The 19,516-nt window shown below is 61.4% G+C and carries 17 protein-coding genes; 2 read left to right on the top strand and 15 right to left on the bottom strand.

Going from position 1 to position 19,516, the window contains the following annotated elements:
• Positions 1–146 precede the first annotated feature (146 nt).
• Positions 147–419, top strand: coding sequence for a hypothetical protein (locus AC1DJO_RS05470; protein WP_112388648.1), 273 nt, complete (start codon positions 147–149; stop codon positions 417–419).
• A 3-nt stretch (positions 420–422) separates the two neighbouring features.
• Here AC1DJO_RS05470 and AC1DJO_RS05465 read toward each other — a convergent pair whose 3' ends face one another.
• Positions 423–1,199 (bottom strand): DUF1194 domain-containing protein, encoded by a 777-nt coding sequence (locus tag AC1DJO_RS05465; protein WP_112388649.1) that lies wholly within the window; start codon positions 1,197–1,199, stop codon positions 423–425.
• Positions 1,200–1,403: 204 nt separating this feature from the next.
• On the opposite strand from AC1DJO_RS05465, the gene AC1DJO_RS05460 reads away from it, so the two are divergent.
• Positions 1,404–2,579: a TadE/TadG family type IV pilus assembly protein gene (locus AC1DJO_RS05460; protein ID WP_310290808.1), complete on the top strand. Its 1,176-nt coding sequence runs from the start codon at positions 1,404–1,406 to the stop codon at positions 2,577–2,579.
• A 17-nt stretch (positions 2,580–2,596) separates the two neighbouring features.
• On the opposite strand, the gene AC1DJO_RS05455 is transcribed toward AC1DJO_RS05460, so the two are convergent.
• The 14 genes from AC1DJO_RS05455 to melA (AC1DJO_RS05390) all read right to left on the bottom strand — a co-directional run bounded on the left by AC1DJO_RS05455 (position 2,597) and on the right by melA (AC1DJO_RS05390) (position 19,432).
• A complete protein-coding gene (locus AC1DJO_RS05455; RefSeq protein ID WP_112388651.1) occupies positions 2,597–4,396 on the bottom strand; it encodes a sensor domain-containing diguanylate cyclase in 1,800 nt (599 codons plus the stop codon).
• Between the two features lie 198 nt (positions 4,397–4,594).
• Entirely contained in the window at positions 4,595–4,891 is a 297-nt protein-coding gene (locus AC1DJO_RS05450; protein WP_112388652.1) for a hypothetical protein, read from the bottom strand.
• Between the two features lie 142 nt (positions 4,892–5,033).
• Positions 5,034–5,540, bottom strand: a complete 507-nt coding sequence (gene msrA, locus AC1DJO_RS05445; protein ID WP_112388653.1) for a peptide-methionine (S)-S-oxide reductase MsrA — start codon at positions 5,538–5,540, stop codon at positions 5,034–5,036.
• Positions 5,537–5,986 carry a peptide-methionine (R)-S-oxide reductase MsrB gene (msrB, locus tag AC1DJO_RS05440; protein WP_112388654.1) on the bottom strand — a complete coding sequence of 150 codons (450 nt, stop codon included), beginning with the start codon at positions 5,984–5,986 and terminating at the stop codon, positions 5,537–5,539. The genes msrA (AC1DJO_RS05445) and msrB (AC1DJO_RS05440) overlap by 4 nt, the downstream gene beginning before the upstream one ends.
• A 28-nt stretch (positions 5,987–6,014) precedes the next feature.
• Complete coding sequence (gene msrA / locus AC1DJO_RS05435) at positions 6,015–6,749, bottom strand: peptide-methionine (S)-S-oxide reductase MsrA (RefSeq protein ID WP_112388655.1); 735 nt, start codon at positions 6,747–6,749, stop codon at positions 6,015–6,017.
• 12 nt (positions 6,750–6,761) lie between these two features.
• Positions 6,762–8,618: a cytochrome c biogenesis protein DipZ gene (locus tag AC1DJO_RS05430; RefSeq protein WP_112388656.1), complete on the bottom strand. Its 1,857-nt coding sequence runs from the start codon at positions 8,616–8,618 to the stop codon at positions 6,762–6,764.
• A 15-nt stretch (positions 8,619–8,633) separates the two neighbouring features.
• Positions 8,634–9,125 (bottom strand): peptide-methionine (R)-S-oxide reductase MsrB, encoded by a 492-nt coding sequence (gene msrB / locus AC1DJO_RS05425; protein ID WP_112388657.1) that lies wholly within the window; start codon positions 9,123–9,125, stop codon positions 8,634–8,636.
• A gap of 226 nt (positions 9,126–9,351) precedes the next feature.
• On the bottom strand, positions 9,352–10,212 hold the full coding sequence (locus AC1DJO_RS05420; protein WP_310291272.1) for a lytic transglycosylase domain-containing protein: 861 nt from the start codon (positions 10,210–10,212) through the stop codon (positions 9,352–9,354).
• A 215-nt stretch (positions 10,213–10,427) separates the two neighbouring features.
• The gene (melA, locus tag AC1DJO_RS05415; RefSeq protein WP_112388659.1) at positions 10,428–11,795 is read right to left on the bottom strand and encodes an alpha-glucosidase/alpha-galactosidase; all 1,368 of its coding nucleotides are present in this window, start codon (positions 11,793–11,795) and stop codon (positions 10,428–10,430) included.
• Between the two features lie 22 nt (positions 11,796–11,817).
• Positions 11,818–13,485: an ABC transporter ATP-binding protein gene (locus tag AC1DJO_RS05410; protein ID WP_112389028.1), complete on the bottom strand. Its 1,668-nt coding sequence runs from the start codon at positions 13,483–13,485 to the stop codon at positions 11,818–11,820.
• 10 nt (positions 13,486–13,495) lie between these two features.
• On the bottom strand, positions 13,496–14,626 hold the full coding sequence (locus tag AC1DJO_RS05405) for an ABC transporter permease (protein WP_112388660.1): 1,131 nt from the start codon (positions 14,624–14,626) through the stop codon (positions 13,496–13,498).
• Between the two features lies 1 nt (position 14,627).
• Positions 14,628–15,635 carry an ABC transporter permease gene (locus tag AC1DJO_RS05400; RefSeq protein ID WP_112388661.1) on the bottom strand — a complete coding sequence of 336 codons (1,008 nt, stop codon included), beginning with the start codon at positions 15,633–15,635 and terminating at the stop codon, positions 14,628–14,630.
• A gap of 118 nt (positions 15,636–15,753) precedes the next feature.
• Positions 15,754–17,841 (bottom strand): ABC transporter substrate-binding protein, encoded by a 2,088-nt coding sequence (locus AC1DJO_RS05395; protein WP_112388662.1) that lies wholly within the window; start codon positions 17,839–17,841, stop codon positions 15,754–15,756.
• A 124-nt stretch (positions 17,842–17,965) separates the two neighbouring features.
• Positions 17,966–19,432: an alpha-glucosidase/alpha-galactosidase gene (gene melA, locus AC1DJO_RS05390; RefSeq protein ID WP_112538240.1), complete on the bottom strand. Its 1,467-nt coding sequence runs from the start codon at positions 19,430–19,432 to the stop codon at positions 17,966–17,968.
• Positions 19,433–19,516: the final 84 nt, after the last annotated feature.

Below are 19,516 nucleotides of genomic sequence, written 5' to 3'. Positions count from 1 at the left end.
ATCCACTGGAAGCCGATGGGACGCGACCTGTTCGCGCACCCGTCGGCTCCAACGCGTTAACCAATCGTTAACCATATTGGACCAGCCTTGGCGGCAGTCGCGGCCTCTTCTTGAGGCGGCATTTGCAAACAGATCGAGGTGGTAAGATGCGGCTCGTCACTCTTCCCGGCAAGATTCTCGCCAAGGCAAATCATACGCTGATCATCATGGGCGACGGCGCGGCGCGCCAGGCCGTCTGCGTGCTCGATGAAGCGCTGAAGGCGGCAAATCCGCAGCGTATTGACGCCGTGCGTCAGCATCTCGGGCTGATCGAGCGGATCGCCAGCGGCAAAACCGACAGAGGCGAAGTCGCCTTCGACGGCCGTGTCTGGATCACGTCGGCCGATCTCACGGTCAATAGCGGCGGACGCCTGCATTGATCCTCAGCGATCGAAGAAATCCTGCCACTGCTTTTCGCCGGCCATGCAATCGCTCTTCGGCGGTGCAGCGGCCTTCTGGATGTCCGGAACCGGGCTGAGGCCGCTGACCTCAAGCACCAGCTTGCGGCGGACAGCGATGCCGAAATCTTCGATCTTGTAGACCGGCAGCACGAAAGCGCCCGGGCCGCCGATGACGCAGTCGGCATAATAATTGTCGAGGCCGCCCGGCGCCCCTGATGGCCTTAGCATCAGCGCCAACCCGTTGATGATGAGCCCCGCCTCCACCGCCTTGTCGCGGGTTGGCGCAACAGGGTTGCCGGCATTGTTTGTGCCGTCGCCCGAAACATCGATCACCTGCCGCATCGCTGTATAGGGGCTCGAAACGATCATCGACGCTCCCTGAGTGATCGCCGTCGATATCGATGTCCGCCTCTGGGTGTTCAGCGGCCGCTGTTCCAGTTTATCGGCAAATGCGATCGCATCGCTTTCGGTCTCGATCAAATGCCAGTCGAGCACGGAGCCCGGCACCACGAAGCCGGCCCATTCGAAATAGCTGATGGCGATGCGCCCCGTCAGTCCGCCTTTGACGGCGTCGATGAATTCCTTGTGCTTGAGCGCCTCGACATAGCCCTCTCGCTGGATGCGCACCTCTTCGAAGTCCATCGACCGGGACGTATCGACGGCCAGCACGAGCTTGACGTCGACCTCGCCGGCGCCTGCCTGTACCGGCATGGCCGCACTTCCGGAGAGCGTCATGAGTATCGCAAGCGTCTCGAACATCGGCAATCCAATCACCGGCTATGGACCCTGCCGAAGGATATAGTCCGAACCGTGCATCCGCCAATGCGGCTTCGAAAGATTGTCGTGTCTCAAAGACGGTCGCTTCTTTGAACACGTTTTGCTTGTGTTAAGCACCCGGATAGATCGCACGGCACAATCCTGGATATAAGCCGTTACAACCGGATGTCTGGCTTTCTGCAAAACATGCGGCAGCTACGCACCAGCCGCAATGGCAACTTCGCGATGATGACCGCGATCGTCCTGCCTGTGCTCATCGGCGCCGCAGGGCTGGCGATCGATCTCGGCAACATCATGCTCTCTCAACGCCAGTTGCAGGAAGCAACCGATTCCGCCGCGCTCGCGGTCTCGACAGCACTTGCCGATGGCAAGGCCGACGAGACTTCCGGAAAGGCTCTGGCGAAAGACTTCGTCGGCGGCCAGATGGCCAATTATGTCAGTTCCACGTCAGCAACCGCGATCAAGAACGCCACCAATGCGACGATCACGACGACAACGAGCGCGACCGGAAAGTCCTTCACCGTTGCAGTGAATTCTTCCGCGACAGTGACGTTGACGCCGCTGATCGCGTTCCTTGCCGGTAGCAGCAAGACGATCGCGGCAGCGAGCAACACAACCAGCGGATCCGGCAGCACCAAAAGCGGTCTGTCGATGGAAGTGCTCGTCGACGAATCCACCTCGATGTCGCAGAACACCACGACGCTGAAAAGCGCAACATGCATCATCCCGATCTTCAATGGCTGCCTGCTTTACGGCCCGCCGGTCTATGTCACAAAGATCGAGGCCCTCAAGCAGGCCGCAACCGCGCTCTTCGATGCCTTCGACAAATCCGATCCTTCTGCAAAATACGTTCGTACAGGCGTGATCTCCTATACTGCAGGCATCAAGGGGAAATCGGCGATGGCCTGGGGAACAACGGATTCGCGGCGCTACGTTTCGAATATCGTGGTCGCTCCGCTCAGCGGAACCGACGCGACCGCGGCCGTGAATACAGCGACCACAACCATCAAGAAGAACATTTATGGCACGGACACTGAAAGTGTCGAACAGAAGAAGAAGGACAATGCCAACTCCGACAGGGTGATCGTTCTGATGACCGACGGTGAAATGACCGGCATGACTGACCAGTGGAGCAAGGCGCTCGACCAGTCGGTGCGCGATGAATGCGCTGCCGCCAAGAGCGCCGGCATCACGATCTACACCGTCGCCTTCATGGCCCCTGCCAACGGCAAAAACCTTCTCAAATATTGCGCATCAACGACGGCGAATTACTATGAGCCGGAAACCATGGATGGACTGGTCGCCGCCTTTTCGTCTATTGCCCAGACCGCCACCAAATCCGTAAGCCGCCTGACCAATTAGCGGTGCAGCTAAAGCCGTCAGACCGCCCGGCGCCTGTCGGATGCGGCGCGCTCCACCCAGTCGGCGATCGTCCTGTTTCGCCCTTTCGATTTGGCGTTGAGCAGGGCCGCATCGGCACGCAGCAGCAAGTCCGCGGATGGCGCATCGCGCGCAGTCGATGCAGCGCCGACCGAGATCGTGACGGCGCCAAGCAGGCGGCCATGATAGGTCACCGGCGTTGCCGCAATCAGCGTCCGCAGTTTTTCCGCCAGATCGAGTGCGCTGTCTTCGGAAGCCCCCGTCAGCAGGATTGCGAACTCCTCGCCGCCGAAGCGATAGACGATACCGGCATCACCGACCGCTTCCGAGAGGATGGCGGAAACCCGGCGCATGACTTCGTCTCCGGCGTCATGGCCGAATTCGTCGTTGAAGCGCTTGAAATGATCGATATCCGCCATGATGGCGATCGCATCACCTGCCCCGTCCCGGGCGATGCGGTTCAGCGCCTCGTCCAGCGAGCGGCGATTCAGAAGCCCGGTCAGGCCATCCCTTATCGCCAGCCCCATCAGCCGGTCGCGCAGCTGGAGATTGGCAACGCCGAGACCGATATTCTCGGCGATCAGTTCGAAATAGAGACGCGCCGCAGCGATAGCCTGGCCGTCGGATGCGCCCTCGAAATAAAGCAGGCCGACGGTATCGCCCTGAGCCGAGAGCGGAACACAGATCCCCATCTCTTCTGCATGGGAAAGATGCTGGCATGGGATATCGCCCGCAGCGGCATCGCTGACATGCGGCCGGCCGCGGCGCAGCGCCCAGCATTCCGCCGAGGTCAGCGCCGGCCCGGCGCGGCGCGGCTCGCGCCAGCTGCCGATCGAGCTCAAGGCGGTGCGGCTATCGTTCATGACATAGAGGTGCCCGGCGAAATTCGGGAAGATCTGCGGCGCAAACAGCGATACGACCTCTGCGAGCTCTTCCTGGCGCTGGCAGGCCTGCAGCCGGTGCATCATCTGCAGGATGAGATCCTTGGTGCGCTGGTCCTCGCGCCGCTCGGCGTCCAGCCGCTCGCGCTCAAGGCCATTGTCGCGGAAGATCTGGATCGCATCATTCATCTCGCCGATCTCGTCCCGCCTGCTATCTGGCAGCACCTCGACGGCATAATCCTGCTTTGCGAGGCGGTTGACGATGCCAGTCATCCGCATCAGCGGCATGGCAACACGGCGTCTGAGGACGAAATAGAGCACACCGAGGAAAACCGCCGCGGTCAGCCCGAGCAGGCTCTTGGCCACCGCGCCCCAGAAATCGCTCCACTCCTTGGCCTCCGCGAGCGCATCGCTGGTGCGGGTCGCAACGAGATCGGTGAACTGGCGAACGCTGGTGAGAAGATCGCCCTGGATGCGCTCGTGCTCCGGCCCGAACAGCGTTTGCCGCGCGCCTTCCTGGTCGCCGCCAGTATAGGCGGCAACGGCACGCTCCTCGAGCGCGTCCAGAGCCTCGCCATCCTGTTCCACTTCCTGGATCAAGGCTGCTTCCCGCGAAGACAGCGCCGCCGACTTGAGAGACTTTATCGCCTGCTCGCGATCCCGCTCGCCCTTTTCATCGCCCCTGAAAGCCTGAAGATGGCGGTCTTCGCCCCGCATGACGAACAGGCGTGCATCCTCGCTCGTCTGCTCGGCTGCCATCGCCAGTTGCTCGGACAACTCGTTGAAAACCTGGCTTTCGACTACGGCCCGGCGCTCGAAATCTGCGCTGCGTGCGGACAGGATGAAGGCGCCGCCGGCTAGCAGCGTCAGGCCGACGGTGACGCCATAGGCCCAATTCGTGATGGTGCTAATCCGCATGTCGAAATCTCGTCTGCACGATGGAAGTCAGCGTTCTGGATCGTACGTTGATGTGCCGATCTTATCGATCGAGCATTAAATGAGTATTTAATAATAAGCGTGAAAGTTGAGCGGCTAGACCGGAACACAGCAGGGCGATACCACAACTGCTTCAGGCGCAACAATACCAAAATCCTCCGGCTGGAGAGACAGAACCGCCTAGCCCCGGGCGGTGCTTGCAAATTTTGGATTGCGGATCGCCCAGCTAACGAGATCGACCTCGATGTCATCATACCAGGCTTCGAGAACCTGCCAGCGGTAGCTCATTTCTTCGATCAGCGGCCGCTGCAGCTCATGATGCGCGGCGGTCAACTCGGCAATCGCGGCGGTATCGATCGGTTCTTCCCTGGATTTCTCCTGAAGGATCGCGAGATATTCGGCCTGGTTCCGGTCATGCGCGCGCTTGACCTGCATGTAGGTGCGCAGCGTGACGAGAACTTGATCTTTGTTGGCCATGAATCGAATCCCGTTTGGAATCCGAATAACCCGAACCGAATATTCGCGCCAACGAAAAAGCGGCTTCGCTAATATTTGTGATCATATGAAAAGGGGCAGCCTGCCGGCCGCCCCTCCTCTCAAACATCGATCGCCGCTGCGATCAGGCAGCGTTGCGCTTCGGCAGCTTCCAGCCCGGACGGACGAAATGGCAGGTATAGCCATTCGGAATCCGCTCCAGATAGTCCTGGTGCTCGGGCTCTGCTTCCCAGAAATCGCTGTCGGCTGTCACTTCGGTGACGACCTTGTCCGGCCACAGACCTGAGGCATCGACATCGGCGATCGTATCCTCGGCGACGCGCTTCTGCTCGTCGCTCGTGTAGAAGATCGCCGAGCGGTAGCTGGCGCCCCGGTCATTGCCCTGGCGGTTCAGGGTCGATGGATCATGGATCTGGAAGAAAAATTCCAGAAGCTCGCGATAGCTGATCTTGGCGGGATCGAAGATGATCTCGATCGCCTCGGCGTGGTTGCCGTGATTGCGATAGGTGGCATTCGCCACTTCGCCGCCGGTATAGCCGACACGGGTCGAGATCACGCCGTTGTAGCGGCGGATCAGATCCTGCATGCCCCAGAAGCAGCCACCTGCGAGAACTGCGCGTTCGGTCGTCATTGAACTTCCTCCACCTGGTCGAGATAGGCGCCATATCCTTCCGCTTCCATCCGGTCGCGGTGGACGAAACGGAGCGACGCCGAGTTGATGCAATAGCGCAAGCCGCCGCGGTCACGCGGGCCGTCGGGGAAGACATGCCCGAGATGACTGTCGCCATGGCTGGAGCGCACCTCGGTGCGCACCATGCCATGCGAGATATCGGTGAGCTCGCTGACATTGGCGGGCTCGATCGGCTTGGTAAAGCTCGGCCAGCCGCAGCCGGATTCGAACTTGTCGGCAGAAGCAAAAAGCGGTTCGCCCGAAACGATATCGACGTAGACGCCAGGCTGCTTGTTATCGAGATATTCGCCGGTGCCGGGCCGCTCGGTTCCCGATTGCTGCGTCACGCGGTATTGCTCGGGCGTGAGCTTGGCAATGGCTTCGGCACTTTTCTTATAGTGCTGCATGATTTTCTCCTAGCAATGACCTGCCGCCTCAATTGCCTCCGGCTGACGCGACGAGAACGGGCTTGTCGCGATAGTCCGAAGGGAACATCTGCTTGAGGCTTGCGATCTTCGGCAGATCGTTGATCACTATATAGGGATAGGTCGGGTTATTTGTCAGGAAGTCCTGGTGATAATTCTCGGCCGGATAGAAATTCTTTCCCGGCTCGATGGTGGTGACGATCGCCGCATCGAAGACCCGGGCGTGGTTGAGCTGGCTGATATAGGCCTTGGCGACCTTGGCCTGCTCGTTGCCGGCGGGGAAGATTGCCGAGCGGTACTGCGTGCCGGTATCCGGCCCCTGGCGGTTCAGCTGCGTCGGATCGTGGGCGACGGAGAAATAGATCTGCAGCAGATGCCCATAGCTGACCTTCTTCGGATCGAAGACGACCTGCACGGACTCCGCATGGCCGGTATCGCCGCCGCTCACCGTTTCATACTGCGCCGTGCTCTTGCTGCCGCCGGCATAACCCGACGTGGCGCTGACGACGCCGTTCACATGCTGGAACACGCCCTGCACGCCCCAGAAACAGCCGCCGGCAAATGTCGCCGTTTCCGTGCCTAATGTCGCCTGCTCATCGACGGCAGGCGCCGGGATGACGCGCGCCTCTTCAGCCGATGACGGCGTGAAATAGAAGGCGGCGCCGGTCATCAGCAGCGCTGCGGCGCCGAGCGCGATGGTGCGGATCGCACCGCTGGATCTGTTCTTGTCCTGTTGGCTGGTCATGGTTTGCTCCTTTCAGCCGAAGGTGAATGCGAATGCCTGGACGCCGGGATCGAGGAAGCGGATCTCGAACGTATGATCGCCGACCGCGCCGGTCTCGCGAACCAGCTGGTAGAGACGCTGGCCGGTGACCGTGCCATTGCCATCGGCATCGGTATCGAAGCCATGCCCATCGCCGGGCGGCTTGCCATCGACCGTCACCTGGAAACGCACCGGCTTGCCGTCTTCGCCCGGCCCGAGCACGAGATGCAGGTCGCGGGCATGGAACCGGTAATAGATGCTACCGTCCTTGTCGTTGAGCTTCGCCTGTTCGGCGCCGACAGTCCAGTTGCCCGTCAGGCCCCATTCGTTGAGACGCGGCGTGGCGGCAACATAGCTATGCGCGGCATCGTTGACGGTACCCTTGTCATCGACGAAATTCTGCGAGCGCTGCCAGCCGACATAGGTCTCCGGCGATTGCACGTCCGCCTGGTTCGATGCGGCTTCGGCGCCCGTTGCCTTCACATCGACGATATCGGACGAGACGTTCGCCTTGCCGGCCTCGGCAAGCAGCTGCTGGACGATACGTTCCGAGCCGTCGTAATCGCCCTCGCCGAAATGATGGTGACGCACCCGGCCCTCCGCGTCGATGAAATAATGCGCCGGCCAGTACTGATTGTCGAAGGCCCGCCAGATCGCATAATCGTTGTCGATGGCGACTGGGTAGGTGATTCCGAGATCGCCGATCGCCTTCTTGACGTTGTCGACATTCTTCTCGAAAGCGAATTCGGGGGCGTGGACGCCGATGACGACGAGGCCCTGATCCTTGTACTTTTCGGCCCAGGCTTTGACATAGGGAATGGCGCGGATGCAGTTGATGCACGAATAGGTCCAGAAATCGACGAGCACCACCTTGCCCTTCAGCGCCTGCATGGAAAGCGGCGGCGAGTTCAGCCACTGCACGGCGCCATCGAGCGAAGGCATGGTCGCTTCGACCGGAAGCGCCTCGGCGCCACCTGCTTTCGGGGCGCCTTTCATCATCATGGCGTTCGAGCCGCTCATGGCCGGATTGCCGCTCATCATCATCTGATTGTTGCCGCTCATCATCGCGTCACCGCCCTGCATCAGGACAGAGGAACCGGAGTTGTCAGCCTGCTGTTGCTGGGGGTGCAGCTTGTCGATCAGACCCTGCTCCAGAGTGCCGGTGCTGGCAAGCGATGCCTGCGTCAGGAAGCCGGTATCGGCCCCGAGCCCGATCGCCACCACCGCGACGAGAACGGCAAAGCCAACGCCGCGGCGAACCCACTCGCCGGCGCCGAGCGACCGCTTCATCACCTGGTAAACGCGACCACCGACGAGCAGCGCCAACGCCAGCGACGTCGCAGCGCCGAGCGCATAGGCGAGCAGCAGCAAGGTCGTGCCGACACTTGCGCCCTGCAAGGCAGCCCCGGTCAGGATCAGACCCAGGACCGGACCAGCGCAGGGCGCCCAGAGCAATCCGGTGGCAACGCCGAGAAGCAGAGAAGCGACAACCGTCGAGCCGCCGCTGCGGCTCTCCTTGTCGGCAGACTGCGACAGGCGGGCGCCGAGCGAAACAAGCGGCCGTGTCAGGCGATCCGAGAGCGCCGGAAACAGCAGAACGATACCGAAAACGGCAAGCAGGACGAGCGCGGCGTAACGGCCATACTCGTTCGCCTGCACCGCCCAGCCGCCGCCGATCGCGGCGAGACTGGCGACGGCTGCGAAGGTTGCGGCCATGCCCGCCAGCATCGGCAGCGTCGAGCGCATGAAAGGCTGGCCCGCCCGCGCGAAGACGAAAGGCAGGACCGGCAGGATACAGGGGCTGACGATCGTCAGCACGCCGCCCAGATAGGCGAGGACAAAGAGGATCATGATATTTTCCGCTTATCAGGCCGAGGCCGGATGAAATTTCAATGCGATGCCGTTCAGGCAGTAGCGCAGGCCTGTCGGCTTCGGACCGTCGTCGAAGACATGCCCGAGGTGACCGCCGCAGCGCCCGCAATGGACAGCCTCGCGGACCATGCCGAAGGATGAGTCACGCGTCGTGCCCACGACCTTGTTGTCGATCGGCGCCCAGAAGCTCGGCCAGCCGGTACCGCTGTCGAACTTCGTCGTCGATGCAAAGGATTCCAGGTCGCACCCGGCGCAGGCAAAATTGCCCTTGCGGTGTTCGTTGAGAAGCGGGCTGGTGAATGGCCGTTCGGTCGCCTCTTTGCGAAGAACCGCATATTGGTCGGATGACAGCAGCGACTGCCATTCGGCATCCGAATGCGTGACAGCAAATGTCTCGTCGGCGTTCGCGCTTGTCGCCGATAGCGCCAGCCGCAAGCCGATGGCGGCCAGTCCCGTATTCAGGAGCAGCATGCGTCTATTCAACATCTTCAGACCTCCTTGTCCGAAATTGGTCCTGTCTGCAGATAAGTACGGGCGCGGCGCGCATTTTGTTACACGGCGAGACAGGAAAAGTGCTGGACACTCTGGGCAATTGATTTCGCGGATATCACTGGGACGTTATATCTTTTGAAATACGACGCTATCCCGCCCTTTCGTGGACGGCAAGCAGACCGCCGGTCATATTATCGCGAGCGGCCGTGAAGCCCTTCGTTCAGTTCCTGAAGACGAGGCAGGTGCCGTTGCTTTTCCGGATCTGGGCGCAGAGCTGATTGGCCTCGTCCCGGGTCTGACGGGCAATACGCGTCACATAACGCGGCCGGAAGCCGAAGCTGCGGTCACGCTGACGCATGACCAGCGGCTGCTCGGCATTGAGCGGCGCCGGCAGCCTGCCGACGGCGGCAAAGAACAGGCGGCGGGCAGCGTCCGGATTGGCATGGGCGGCGATCTGCACGCCCCAGGGCATCCACGTGCCCTCGCTCTGCCAGGCGGGCTCACGCAGCTTGCGGCGTTCGGCAAGGGCAACACAGCTGTCGAGGAAGGTCTTGGTCTTGTCGAGCGCGGGTGCCGCGATTTCGGGCGCGCTGCTCTTCCAGTCGTCGACGCTGTAGGAGGTGATGCCGATCACATAGGCGCGGGTCTCGGATGGCAGGCTGCCGCCGGAGAGATAGTTCGACAGCCCGTTTTCACCGGCATTGTAGGCAGCGGCGGCGAAGCCGAGATTGCCGAACCGGTCGCGCAGCTCGCCGAGATATTCCGCCGATTTGTGCAGGGCCTCCAGAACGTCGTAACTGTTTCTGAGACCCCGCAGCTTTGCCGTTCCCGGCATGAACTGGGCTATGCCCTCGGCACCCTTGTAACTCAGGGCGTCTGCCCGGAAGCGGCTTTCGCGCCAGATTAGCCGCGCGAAGAAATCCGGCGGCAATTGGAAATCCGCCGCCGATCGCTCGATGGCGCTGCAGAGATCGCGATTGAAGCTGTCCTTGCGAATGCAGAGCGTCTCGCCCGCGCCCTCAGCCGAGCGCGTATAGAGGCAGCCGGCGGGCGCCGGTCCCTGCACGTCTTCCACCGCCATTGCGGGATGTGCGAATGGCGTGGCGAGCAGGATACCCGCCGCCCATGCTGTCAAAGTCCTTCGCACCGAATGCTTTGCGGCCGTCATGTGGTTCCGGTGCGGAAGAGCCCGCGCCGCCATAGGTGGCTAATGTAGCCATACCAAATGCTTTGACGGCCGCAGTCAAGCGATAACCGGCGCCAGCGTCTCCGCCGGCGCCGATAACGGCATCACTCTTAAGCAGCGCGGACCTTGCGGCTGCCGCGTGCCCATTCCGGGAGCCAGTCGCCGTGGGCGACCAGGAGATCGTCGACCAGCGACCAGATCTGATCAAGATCGAGTTCGGCGGCCGTATGCGGGTCCATCATCGCGGCATGATAGATATGCTCGCGATTTTCGGTCATCAGCGCCTGAACGGTCAGTTCCTGGACGTTGATGTTGGTCCGCATCAGCGCCGTCAGCTGCGGCGGCAGGGCGCCGATATAGGTCGGCTGGATGCCGGAGGCATCGACGAGGCAGGGAACTTCAGCGGCGCAATTTTCCGGCAGCGAGGTGATGCAGCCGTTGTTGCGGACGTTGCCGTAGATGACCGAGGGCTCGCCGGTCCAGACCGAGTTGATGATCGAGGAGGCATATTCCTTCGACTGCTTGACCTCGATCGTGTTGGCCGTCCGGTAGGTTTCGGCCTGGCCCTTCCAGCGCTCGATCTGCTCGATGCAGCGCTTCGGATATTCGTCGAGCGGGATGCCGAATTTCTCGATCAGGTCCTCGCGGCCTTCCTTGATGAAATAGGGCGTGTATTCGGCGAAATGCTCCGAACTTTCGGTGACGAAATAGCCGAGGCGGGTCAGCATCTCGTAGCGCACCTTGTTCGGGCAGCGCGGGTTCCAGCCGGGCTTCGGCGCCCGGCCTTCGCGGTAGCCACGCACGAGATCCGGATAGAGATCGCGATAGGAGCCGTCCGGCTGCCGGTGCTCGAATTTCAGATAGAAGGCCATGTGGTTGATGCCGGCCGAGCGGTAGCGGATCTCCTCGTAGGGAATGTCGAGGTCGTGGGCCAGCTCCATCGCGGTGCCCTGAACCGAGTGGCAGAGGCCGACCTGCTTGATCGTCGGATATTTTTCCGAGATCGCCCAGGTGTTGATCGCCATCGGGTTGACATATTGCAGCATGATCGCCTCGGGGCAGACGGCGAGCATGTCTTCGCAGATCTTCCAGAGATGCGGGACAGTCCGCAGGCCGCGCATGATGCCGCCGACGCCAAGTGTATCGGCGATCGTCTGGCGCAGGCCGTATTTCTTCGGCACTTCGAAATCGGTCACCGTGCAGGGCTCGTAGCCACCGATCTGGAAGGCGACGACGACGAAGTTGGCGCCGGCCAGGGCCTTGCGCTGGTCCGAATAGGTCTCCGCCTTGGCGTTGACGCCGAGCGTCGAGATCAGCTTGTTGACGACGATGGCGCTTTCTTCAAGCCGCTGCGGATTGATGTCCATCAGCGCGATCGTGGCGCCAGACAGCGCCGGGCGCTGCAGGATATCGCCGACGATATTCTTCATGAAAACGGTGGAGCCAGCTCCGATGAACGTAATTCTGGGATTTGCCATATGAACCTCCGGCGTCAGGCAGTCAGGCTACCTCGAAAGCGGCTTTCACGAGCCGTTCGGTGTAGGCGGTCTTGGGATTGGTGAGAACTTCGTTGACGGGACCCTCTTCCATGATCCGGCCATGCTGCATGACGATCACACGATGGCAGAGGGCACGCACGACCTTGAGATCGTGCGAAATGAACAGGTAACTCAGGCCGCGCTCGTCCTGCAGCTTGCGTAGGAGCTCGATGATCTGCGCCTGGACGGAGAGATCGAGCGCCGAGGTCGGCTCGTCGAGCAGGATGAACTCAGGCTCGAGCGCGATGGCACGGGCAATGGCGATGCGCTGGCGTTGGCCGCCCGAGAATTCATGCGGGAAACGCGAGAGAATATTGCCCGGCATGCCGGCGGCAAGGAGCGCTTCGCGCACGCGGTCGAGACGTTCGGCCCTGGTGGCGCCGAGCTTGTTGACGACAAGGCCTTCCTCGATGATCTGGCCGATCGTCATGCGCGGATTGAGCGACGAGAACGGATCCTGGAAGACGATCTGCATGCGCGAGCGCAGTGGACGCATTTCGGATCGCGATTTGCCGTGGATCGGCTGCCGGTCGAAATAGATCTCGCCGGTATCCGGGTCGTTGAGGCGCACCAGGGCCTGGCCGAAGGTCGTCTTGCCCGAACCGGATTCGCCGACGAGACCAAGCGTCTCGTGCCGGCGAAGCGTCAGGTTGAGGCTGTCGACCGCAACCAGCTCCTTCAGCTCCGGCTTGAAGAAGCCGCCATGGCGCATCATGAACGAGACGCGCACGCCGCGGGCGTCGAGAATGATATCCGATCCCTCAGGCAGCGGATTGGCCTGGCCGCGCGGCTCCGATGCCAGGAGATGCTTGGTGTAGGGATGCTGCGGATTGGCGAAGAGCTGCTCGGTCGTGTTGTGCTCGCGCATTTCGCCATGCTGCATCACATAGACATAGTCGGAGAACTGGCGGACGACCGTCAGGTCGTGGGTGATCAGGATCACCGCCATCCGCAATTCCTTCTGCAGGTTGCGGATGAGATTGAGGATCTGCGCCTGTACGGTGACGTCGAGCGCCGTCGTCGGCTCATCGGCGATCAGCACATCGGGATTGTTGGAGAGCGCCATGGCGATCATCACGCGCTGGCGCTGCCCCCCGGAAAGCTGGTGCGGATATTGCTGCAGGCGGATTTCCGGATCGGGGATCTGAACCTGCTTCAGAAGCTCCAGCGCCCGCGCCTCGGCCTGCTTGCGGCTGACCCTGTTGTGGACGCGAATGGCTTCGACGATCTGGCTGCCGATCGTATAGATCGGGTTCAGCGAGCTCATCGGCTCCTGGAAGATCATGGAGATCCGGTTGCCGCGCAGCTTGCGCCGGGCAGGCTCCGAGAATTTCAAAATGTTCTTGCCGTCGTAATCGACCGAGGACTGCGGGGCGACGACGGCGCGCTTGGACAACAGCCCCATGACGGTGCGCGCCGTCACCGATTTGCCGGAACCGGATTCGCCGACGATGGCGATCGTTTCGCCGCGATAGAGCTGGAAGGAAATGTCCTTCACCGCTTCCACGGTGCCGTGTTCGACCTTGAAATTCACGCCGATATTGCGCGCATCGATGATCGGTGTTTCGTCGCGGCCATCATGGTCGTGGCGGACGGGTGGAGCGAAGGAACTGACGAGAGCGAGAGCCATCTGCATCACCTCAATAAGGATCGACCGCGTCGCGCAGACCATCACCCAGCGCGTTGAACGCGAAGACGGTGACGAGCACGAAGCCGACGGGGGCAAGGATCCAGGGATAGGTCCCGATGACGGAGTAGTTTGCCGTGTCCTGCAGCATCAGGCCCCAGGATATCAGCGGCGGCTTCACGGCAAAGCCCAGGAAGCCGAGGAAGGATTCGAGCAGCACGACGCTTGGAATATGCAACGTCACGGCAACGATGACGTGGCTCATCACATTCGGGAAAATGTGCTGGAAGATGATGCGCCGGTCGGTGGCGCCGACGGCCATCGCCGCACGCACATAGTCGATACGGGCCAGCGCCAGCGTCTTGCCGCGCACCTCGCGCGACATCTGCGCCCAGCCGAGCGCCGACATGACGAAGATCACGAAGGCGAGGAAGACGTTCGTCGGCGCGGTGATCGGGATCAGCGAGGTCAGCGCCAGATAGAGCGGCAATTGCGGGAAGGCGAGGACCAGCTCGACGAAGCGCTGGACCCAGACATCGAAGCTGCCGCCGAAGTAACCGGAGACCATGCCGACGGTCGTCCCGACGATGGTGACGATGAACACCACCGTCAGCGCGATCATCAGCGAGATGCGCGAGCCGATAATGGCGCGCGACAGCACATCACGGCCGAACTTGTCGGTGCCGAGGAAATGCACCGGCTCGCCGCCGACAGTGCCGAAGAAATGCCGGTTGGCCGGGATCAGCCCGAGCAGGCGGTATTCCGCACCCTTGACGAAGAAGCCGAGAACACGGGGATTGTCGTAGTCGGGGCCGACGATCGGCTGGAAGGTGACGGGATCAAGCTCCTCGGAATCGCCGAGCGCATAGACCCGCGGCCAGACGAGATTTCCGTCCTTGTCGTGGGCGCTCATCATCTGCGGCGGCGCAAAGCCGACATCCGTCGCCTTCGGGTCCATCGGCGCGAAGAAATCCGCGAAGATCGCCATGATGATCAGCAGGCCGACCAGGATCAGGCCCATCATTCCGGTCCAGGACCGGCGCAGGCGGCGCCAGACGAGCGCTAGGTAGCTCTCGTTGCCATGCGGCGCGTGCTTGACGGTTTCCTCGTGCGGAGGCGGCGGGGAAGAGTCGAATGCCAGCATCTCAGGCTCCTCCATATTGACGGACGCGGGGATCAAGCAGCGCCAGCAGCATGTCGGCGATGATGTTGCCGACGATCAGCGTTGCCGAGAGAACCAGCATGAAGGTGGCGGTGACATAGACGTCGCCGATCGCCATGGAACCGACAATCGCGGGGCCGACAGTCGGCAGCGAGAAGATGATCGCCGTCTCGATTTCGCCGGTCAGCATGTAGGGGAGAACGACACCCTGATACATGACAAGCGGATGCAGCGCATTCGGAACGGCGTGGCGCAACACGACGGCGCTGCCGGACAATCCCTTGGCGCGCGCGGTTTCGACATATTGGGCGTTCAGCGTATCCAGCAGATTGCCGCGCATGACGCGCATGTTGTAGGCGAGGCCGCCGAAGGTGGCGATGGCAACGACAGGCCAGACATGGCTGACGAGATCCATGAATTTCGCCCAGGACCACGGCGCCCCGCCATATTGCGGCGAGAAGAAGCTGCCGATCTCGCTGACGTTGAACTGGAAGACCAGGAGATAGACGATGATCAGCGCCATCAGAAAGCGCGGCACGGTCATGCCGAGGAACGAGATGCCGGACAGGAGGCTGTCGATCCAGGTGTACTGGCGCGTTGCCGCCCATATGCCGAAGCTGATGCCGAGGATCGATGCGAAGATGTGGCAGACCAGGGCCAGCGCCAGGGTGCGCGGCAGGCGCTCGGCGACGACATCGGCGACCGGCTTGTTGTAGAACATGCTGTAGCCGAAATCGCCTTCGGTGATGATGCCCTTCATCCAGTTCACATACTGGATGACCATCGGCTTATCGAGGCCGTGTTCGACGCGGTAGGCCTGGGCCTGTGCATCGGCTTGTGCGAAGGAAGCGCCGCTCTGATTGATCAGCTGCGAGCGGATGTAATCTGCGTAGTCGCCGGGCGGCGCCTGAATGATCGCAAATGTCACCACACTCAGAATGAAGAGGACGGGGATCGCCGAGGCGATGCGCATGAGCAGGAATCGTAGCATCGGACGGTTCGCTTCTCCTTGCCGCCAGTCGCTCGTCTCTAGCGCGGCCGGCTTGTTGATTATGCCCGGCCGCGCGCAGCACGCGCGGCCGGAAGCTCATTCGGTTGGGAGGGAGCTCTTAGTTGATCGGACCCTTGTCTCCGGGCTTGCCGGGCAACTGCTGCGGGAACAGCTCGTATTTGCCCTGCTTGTCGGCGGCCACCCACAGACGCTCGCGGATGACGGAGTCTTCAGCCCAGTTGAACATGAAGATCGGCGTACCCTGCGGGACGTTGGAGAAGCGCTTGTTGACGATCAAGGCGCCCGGATATTCCGTCAGACCAACGGTATCGACATTCTCGGTCGCGACCTTCTGATACTGCTTCATCAGATCGACGCGCTCGTCGTTGTTCTGGCTCGCCTGGAACTTGGTGACGAGATCGACCAGCTTTTCTTCGTAAGGCATCAGATCGACCTTGCCATCCTTGCCGGCGCGATGCTGCCAGCTGGTGCGTGGACCGATCGGAGCCAGCTGCTCGGTGTTCTGCACCACGGAAGCCAGTTCCGGCGTGTTGCGCTGGATCAGCCAGTCGAAGCGGCCGCCGTAATGGGCATCGTCACGCTTCGGACCGTCGAGGGCATTGATGATGACCTTGATACCGAGCTTTTCCATCTGCCCGACGACGCCTTCTGCAAGGCTCTTGTCGGTGGCGTAGCCGTTGTTGACCAGCAGCACGACCTCGACATCCTTGCCGTCGGCCGTTCCGGCCGGGAAGTTCACGAAGCCGTCGCCATCCGTATCCTTCAGGCCGGCCTTGGCGAGCAGCGCCTTGGCACCGGCCAGATCGTAGGGATAGTAGACCGTGGAATTGCGATCGTAGAAGCTCGTGCCCGAGGACAGGCCACCCGGATAGATCGCCGTGAACGGACCCTTGACCAGCGAGTCGCCGATGGCCTTGCGATCGACCGCCATGGTGACTGCCTTGCGGAAGTCCTCGTTGCGGTTCAGCTCGCGGATCGCTTCGCCACGCGCATCGGGATCGCCCCAGCCGTTGGCGGAGAGGTTCATGCGCAGGTTATAGCCGATCAGGCGCGGACCGAAAGCGAGACGCGCCGGAGCGGTCTTTTCAGCAGCACGCTTCAGCGATGCCACGAAATTCTCAGGCTGTTCGAGGTTCGAGAAGTCGCCGGAACCGGCAACCGCCTGAACGTCACGGTCTGCCCAGGTCGAGAGCTTGTAGTGCAGCTCGTTGAGGTAAGGCAGCTGATTGCCCTTCTCATCGACCTTCCAGTAGTAAGGATTGCGGCGCATGACGATGATATCGTCAGGGCGATACTCGACCGGCACCCAGGCCCCCATCACCGGCATGTTCATATATTCCGGCGGGAAGGCGTTCTTGAACTGGTCGTAGGTGTTCTTCGAATATTTCGGATGCTGCGGCTTCAGGATGTGCGACGGGCCCGGGCAGAAGTTCGGGTAGGCCATCGTGTAAAGATACTGCTTCGGGAAGGCCTCCTTGAAGGTCCATTCCACCGTGTAGTCATCTACCTTGGTGAGCGTCGTTCCCTCGCCGAAGGCTTCCGGCGATGCGCCGCCGCCCAGCGGCGAGACGTTCGGGTCGACGACTTCGTCTTCCCAGTAGAACATGATGTCATCGGCATTGAACGGCGCGCCGTCGGACCACTTGGCGCCTTCGACCAGATGCATGGTCAGCTTGTGACCATCGGCCGACCATTCCCAGCCCTTGGCCAGATTCGGCAACGGCTCGGTATCCTTGGCTTCCACCTGGAAGAGCGGCGCGGTGCGCGTCAGGCACTCGGAGAGGCCGATATCGATGCCGCCCCAGCCCTGCGTCTGGCCGGCGCCATAGTTCCAGCCTTCCGGACGGCCACCGATGACATGACGCATCGTATCGCCATAGACGCCGATGCCGTCAGGCATGTTCGCGGTCTTGAAGACCAACGGCTCCTTCGGGAGGCGATCCTTGACGGCCGGGAGCTTACCGGTATCGACAAAGTTCTTTTTGACCCAATCCGGCTCGTTATAGGAAGGAAGCGCCTTGAACTCCTCGATGGAGTCTCGCGACACGTATTTTATCTTGCCTTCCGCCGGAAACGGCGGCGGCGCTGGCGGAGTGGTCGGCTCGGAAGCGTAGGCATTCAAGGCCGCGACTGAAACGCCAAGCGCCAGTCCGGCCAGGATGCCGATCTTACGGAAATTCGTCATCGTCTCTCCCTCTTGTTCCGGAGCGCTTGCAGGCGTCTCCGCTTCTCCTCTAGGAATGATGAAGCAAGCCTTGGCGCGGCGGCCTTCCTCCCGAAGGACCGCCGCGGCTTGCTTCACCGGAAAATCAGACCGCCTGCTTCAGCGCCGCCTTTTCGGCCCGAAGCTCTTCGATCGAGCGGACGTTGCGGCGCGCAGCCCCTGCCCATTCCTTGGTCTTGACCTTGCTGTTGGCCAGACGTTCCTTGGCGGCAGGCACGGCATGCGCATATTGCGGCAGCCAGCGGGCCTGGGCGACCACCATCTCGTCAACCATCTGCCACACCTCTTCCGGCGTCGAGACGGCGCCGACCAGCGGATCGTGCAGCACGGCAAGCTTCAAGAGATCGATATCGCCGGTCACGGCTGCATGAACCGACATGCGCTGGACATTGATCGATGCCATGCAGGTCGCAGCGCAGGCTTCCGGAATGGTGATGCCCGAGACCATGTTGATGCCAAAGCGGTCGACGAAGCCGGGCGACTCGATGATCGCGTCGGATGGCAGGTTGGTGATGACGCCATTGTTCTTGACGTTGAAGTGGCCACGATAGACCCGGCCGGTCTCCAGCGCTTCAAGAATATGGCTGGCATGCTCGTTGGAGCGCCTGGCCGGATCGATCGGCTTTTCGGCCGAGGCGAGGAACTGCGGAAACTCGGTCTCGAACCAGTTGCGGGTCTCGGTCGAGTGGCGCAGGTAACCCCCGGTCTCGCCGTGGATCCAGTCGGACATGTCGATCCACTTGGTGATTTCTTCCGGCCGCTTGCGGTACCAGGGCAGGTATTCCGACAGGTGGCCGTTGCTTTCGGTCGAATAGACGCCGAAACGCTTGAGCACGTCAATGCGCAGCTTTTCCTGCTGCGAGAACACCGGATGCGCCTCGAAGGCGGCAACCAGCTCGTCCTTGCCAATCTTGCGGCCGTTGAGCTTCAGATCGACGAACCAGGTCTGGTGATTGATGCCGGAGCAGATGTAATCGAGCTCGGAGAGCGACTTGGCGCCGAGTACTTCGGCGATCTGTTCGGCACCGTGCTGTACGCCGTGGCAAAGACCGACCGTGTCGACCTTGCCATACTCGATCGCCGCCCAGGTGTTCATCGCCATCGGGTTGGCATAATTCAGGAACTTTGCGCCCGGCTCGGCCAGCTCGCGGATATCCTTGCAGAAGTCGAGAATGACGGGGATGTTGCGCTGGCCATAGAGAATGCCGCCAGCGCAGATCGTATCGCCGACGCACTGGTCGATGCCGTATTTCAGCGGGATGCGGATATCGTCGGCATAGGCTTCCAGGCCGCCGACGCGCACGCAGCTAATGACATAGCGCGCACCGGAGATCGCCTCGCGGCGGTCGGTCGTCGCCGTCACCTTGGTCGGCAGCTTGTTGGATTCGACGATCTTGTCGAGGATCGCCTTGATCATCTGCAGGTTATGTTCGCTGAGATCGGTCAGCGCGAATTCGATGTCCTTGAATTCAGGCACGCACAGGATATCGGTAAACAGCTTCTTGGTGAAGCCGACGCTGCCTGCTCCGATGATAGCGATTTTGAAACTCATGTCCTTCACCTCGGTCCGATCGAATGTTACGTAGAGAGAAGACAAGGGAGAACCAGGCCGCATGTTTGCACATGCAGGTGAAAA

The organism is Rhizobium sp. 05N430, from assembly GCF_056396985.1.
Note: the sequence above shows the minus strand (reverse complement) of the source record. Positions and strands in the feature narration are given on the sequence as shown.

What these genes read in the sequence shown, in the direction of transcription:
- AC1DJO_RS05470 (WP_112388648.1), top strand. Translation starts at nt 147, where the DNA reads ATGCGGCTCGTCACTCTTCCCGGCAAGATTCTCGCCAAGGCAAATCAT.
- AC1DJO_RS05465 (WP_112388649.1), bottom strand. Translation starts at nt 1,199, where the DNA reads ATGTTCGAGACGCTTGCGATACTCATGACGCTCTCCGGAAGTGCGGCC.
- AC1DJO_RS05460 (WP_310290808.1), top strand. Translation starts at nt 1,404, where the DNA reads ATGCGGCAGCTACGCACCAGCCGCAATGGCAACTTCGCGATGATGACC.
- AC1DJO_RS05455 (WP_112388651.1), bottom strand. Translation starts at nt 4,396, where the DNA reads ATGCGGATTAGCACCATCACGAATTGGGCCTATGGCGTCACCGTCGGC.
- AC1DJO_RS05450 (WP_112388652.1), bottom strand. Translation starts at nt 4,891, where the DNA reads ATGGCCAACAAAGATCAAGTTCTCGTCACGCTGCGCACCTACATGCAG.
- msrA (WP_112388653.1), bottom strand. Translation starts at nt 5,540, where the DNA reads ATGACGACCGAACGCGCAGTTCTCGCAGGTGGCTGCTTCTGGGGCATG.
- msrB (WP_112388654.1), bottom strand. Translation starts at nt 5,986, where the DNA reads ATGCAGCACTATAAGAAAAGTGCCGAAGCCATTGCCAAGCTCACGCCC.
- msrA (WP_112388655.1), bottom strand. Translation starts at nt 6,749, where the DNA reads ATGACCAGCCAACAGGACAAGAACAGATCCAGCGGTGCGATCCGCACC.
- AC1DJO_RS05430 (WP_112388656.1), bottom strand. Translation starts at nt 8,618, where the DNA reads ATGATCCTCTTTGTCCTCGCCTATCTGGGCGGCGTGCTGACGATCGTC.
- msrB (WP_112388657.1), bottom strand. Translation starts at nt 9,125, where the DNA reads ATGTTGAATAGACGCATGCTGCTCCTGAATACGGGACTGGCCGCCATC.
- AC1DJO_RS05420 (WP_310291272.1), bottom strand. Translation starts at nt 10,212, where the DNA reads ATGGCGGTGGAAGACGTGCAGGGACCGGCGCCCGCCGGCTGCCTCTAT.
- melA (WP_112388659.1), bottom strand. Translation starts at nt 11,795, where the DNA reads ATGGCAAATCCCAGAATTACGTTCATCGGAGCTGGCTCCACCGTTTTC.
- AC1DJO_RS05410 (WP_112389028.1), bottom strand. Translation starts at nt 13,485, where the DNA reads ATGGCTCTCGCTCTCGTCAGTTCCTTCGCTCCACCCGTCCGCCACGAC.
- AC1DJO_RS05405 (WP_112388660.1), bottom strand. Translation starts at nt 14,626, where the DNA reads ATGCTGGCATTCGACTCTTCCCCGCCGCCTCCGCACGAGGAAACCGTC.
- AC1DJO_RS05400 (WP_112388661.1), bottom strand. Translation starts at nt 15,635, where the DNA reads ATGCTACGATTCCTGCTCATGCGCATCGCCTCGGCGATCCCCGTCCTC.
- AC1DJO_RS05395 (WP_112388662.1), bottom strand. Translation starts at nt 17,841, where the DNA reads ATGACGAATTTCCGTAAGATCGGCATCCTGGCCGGACTGGCGCTTGGC.
- melA (WP_112538240.1), bottom strand. Translation starts at nt 19,432, where the DNA reads ATGAGTTTCAAAATCGCTATCATCGGAGCAGGCAGCGTCGGCTTCACC.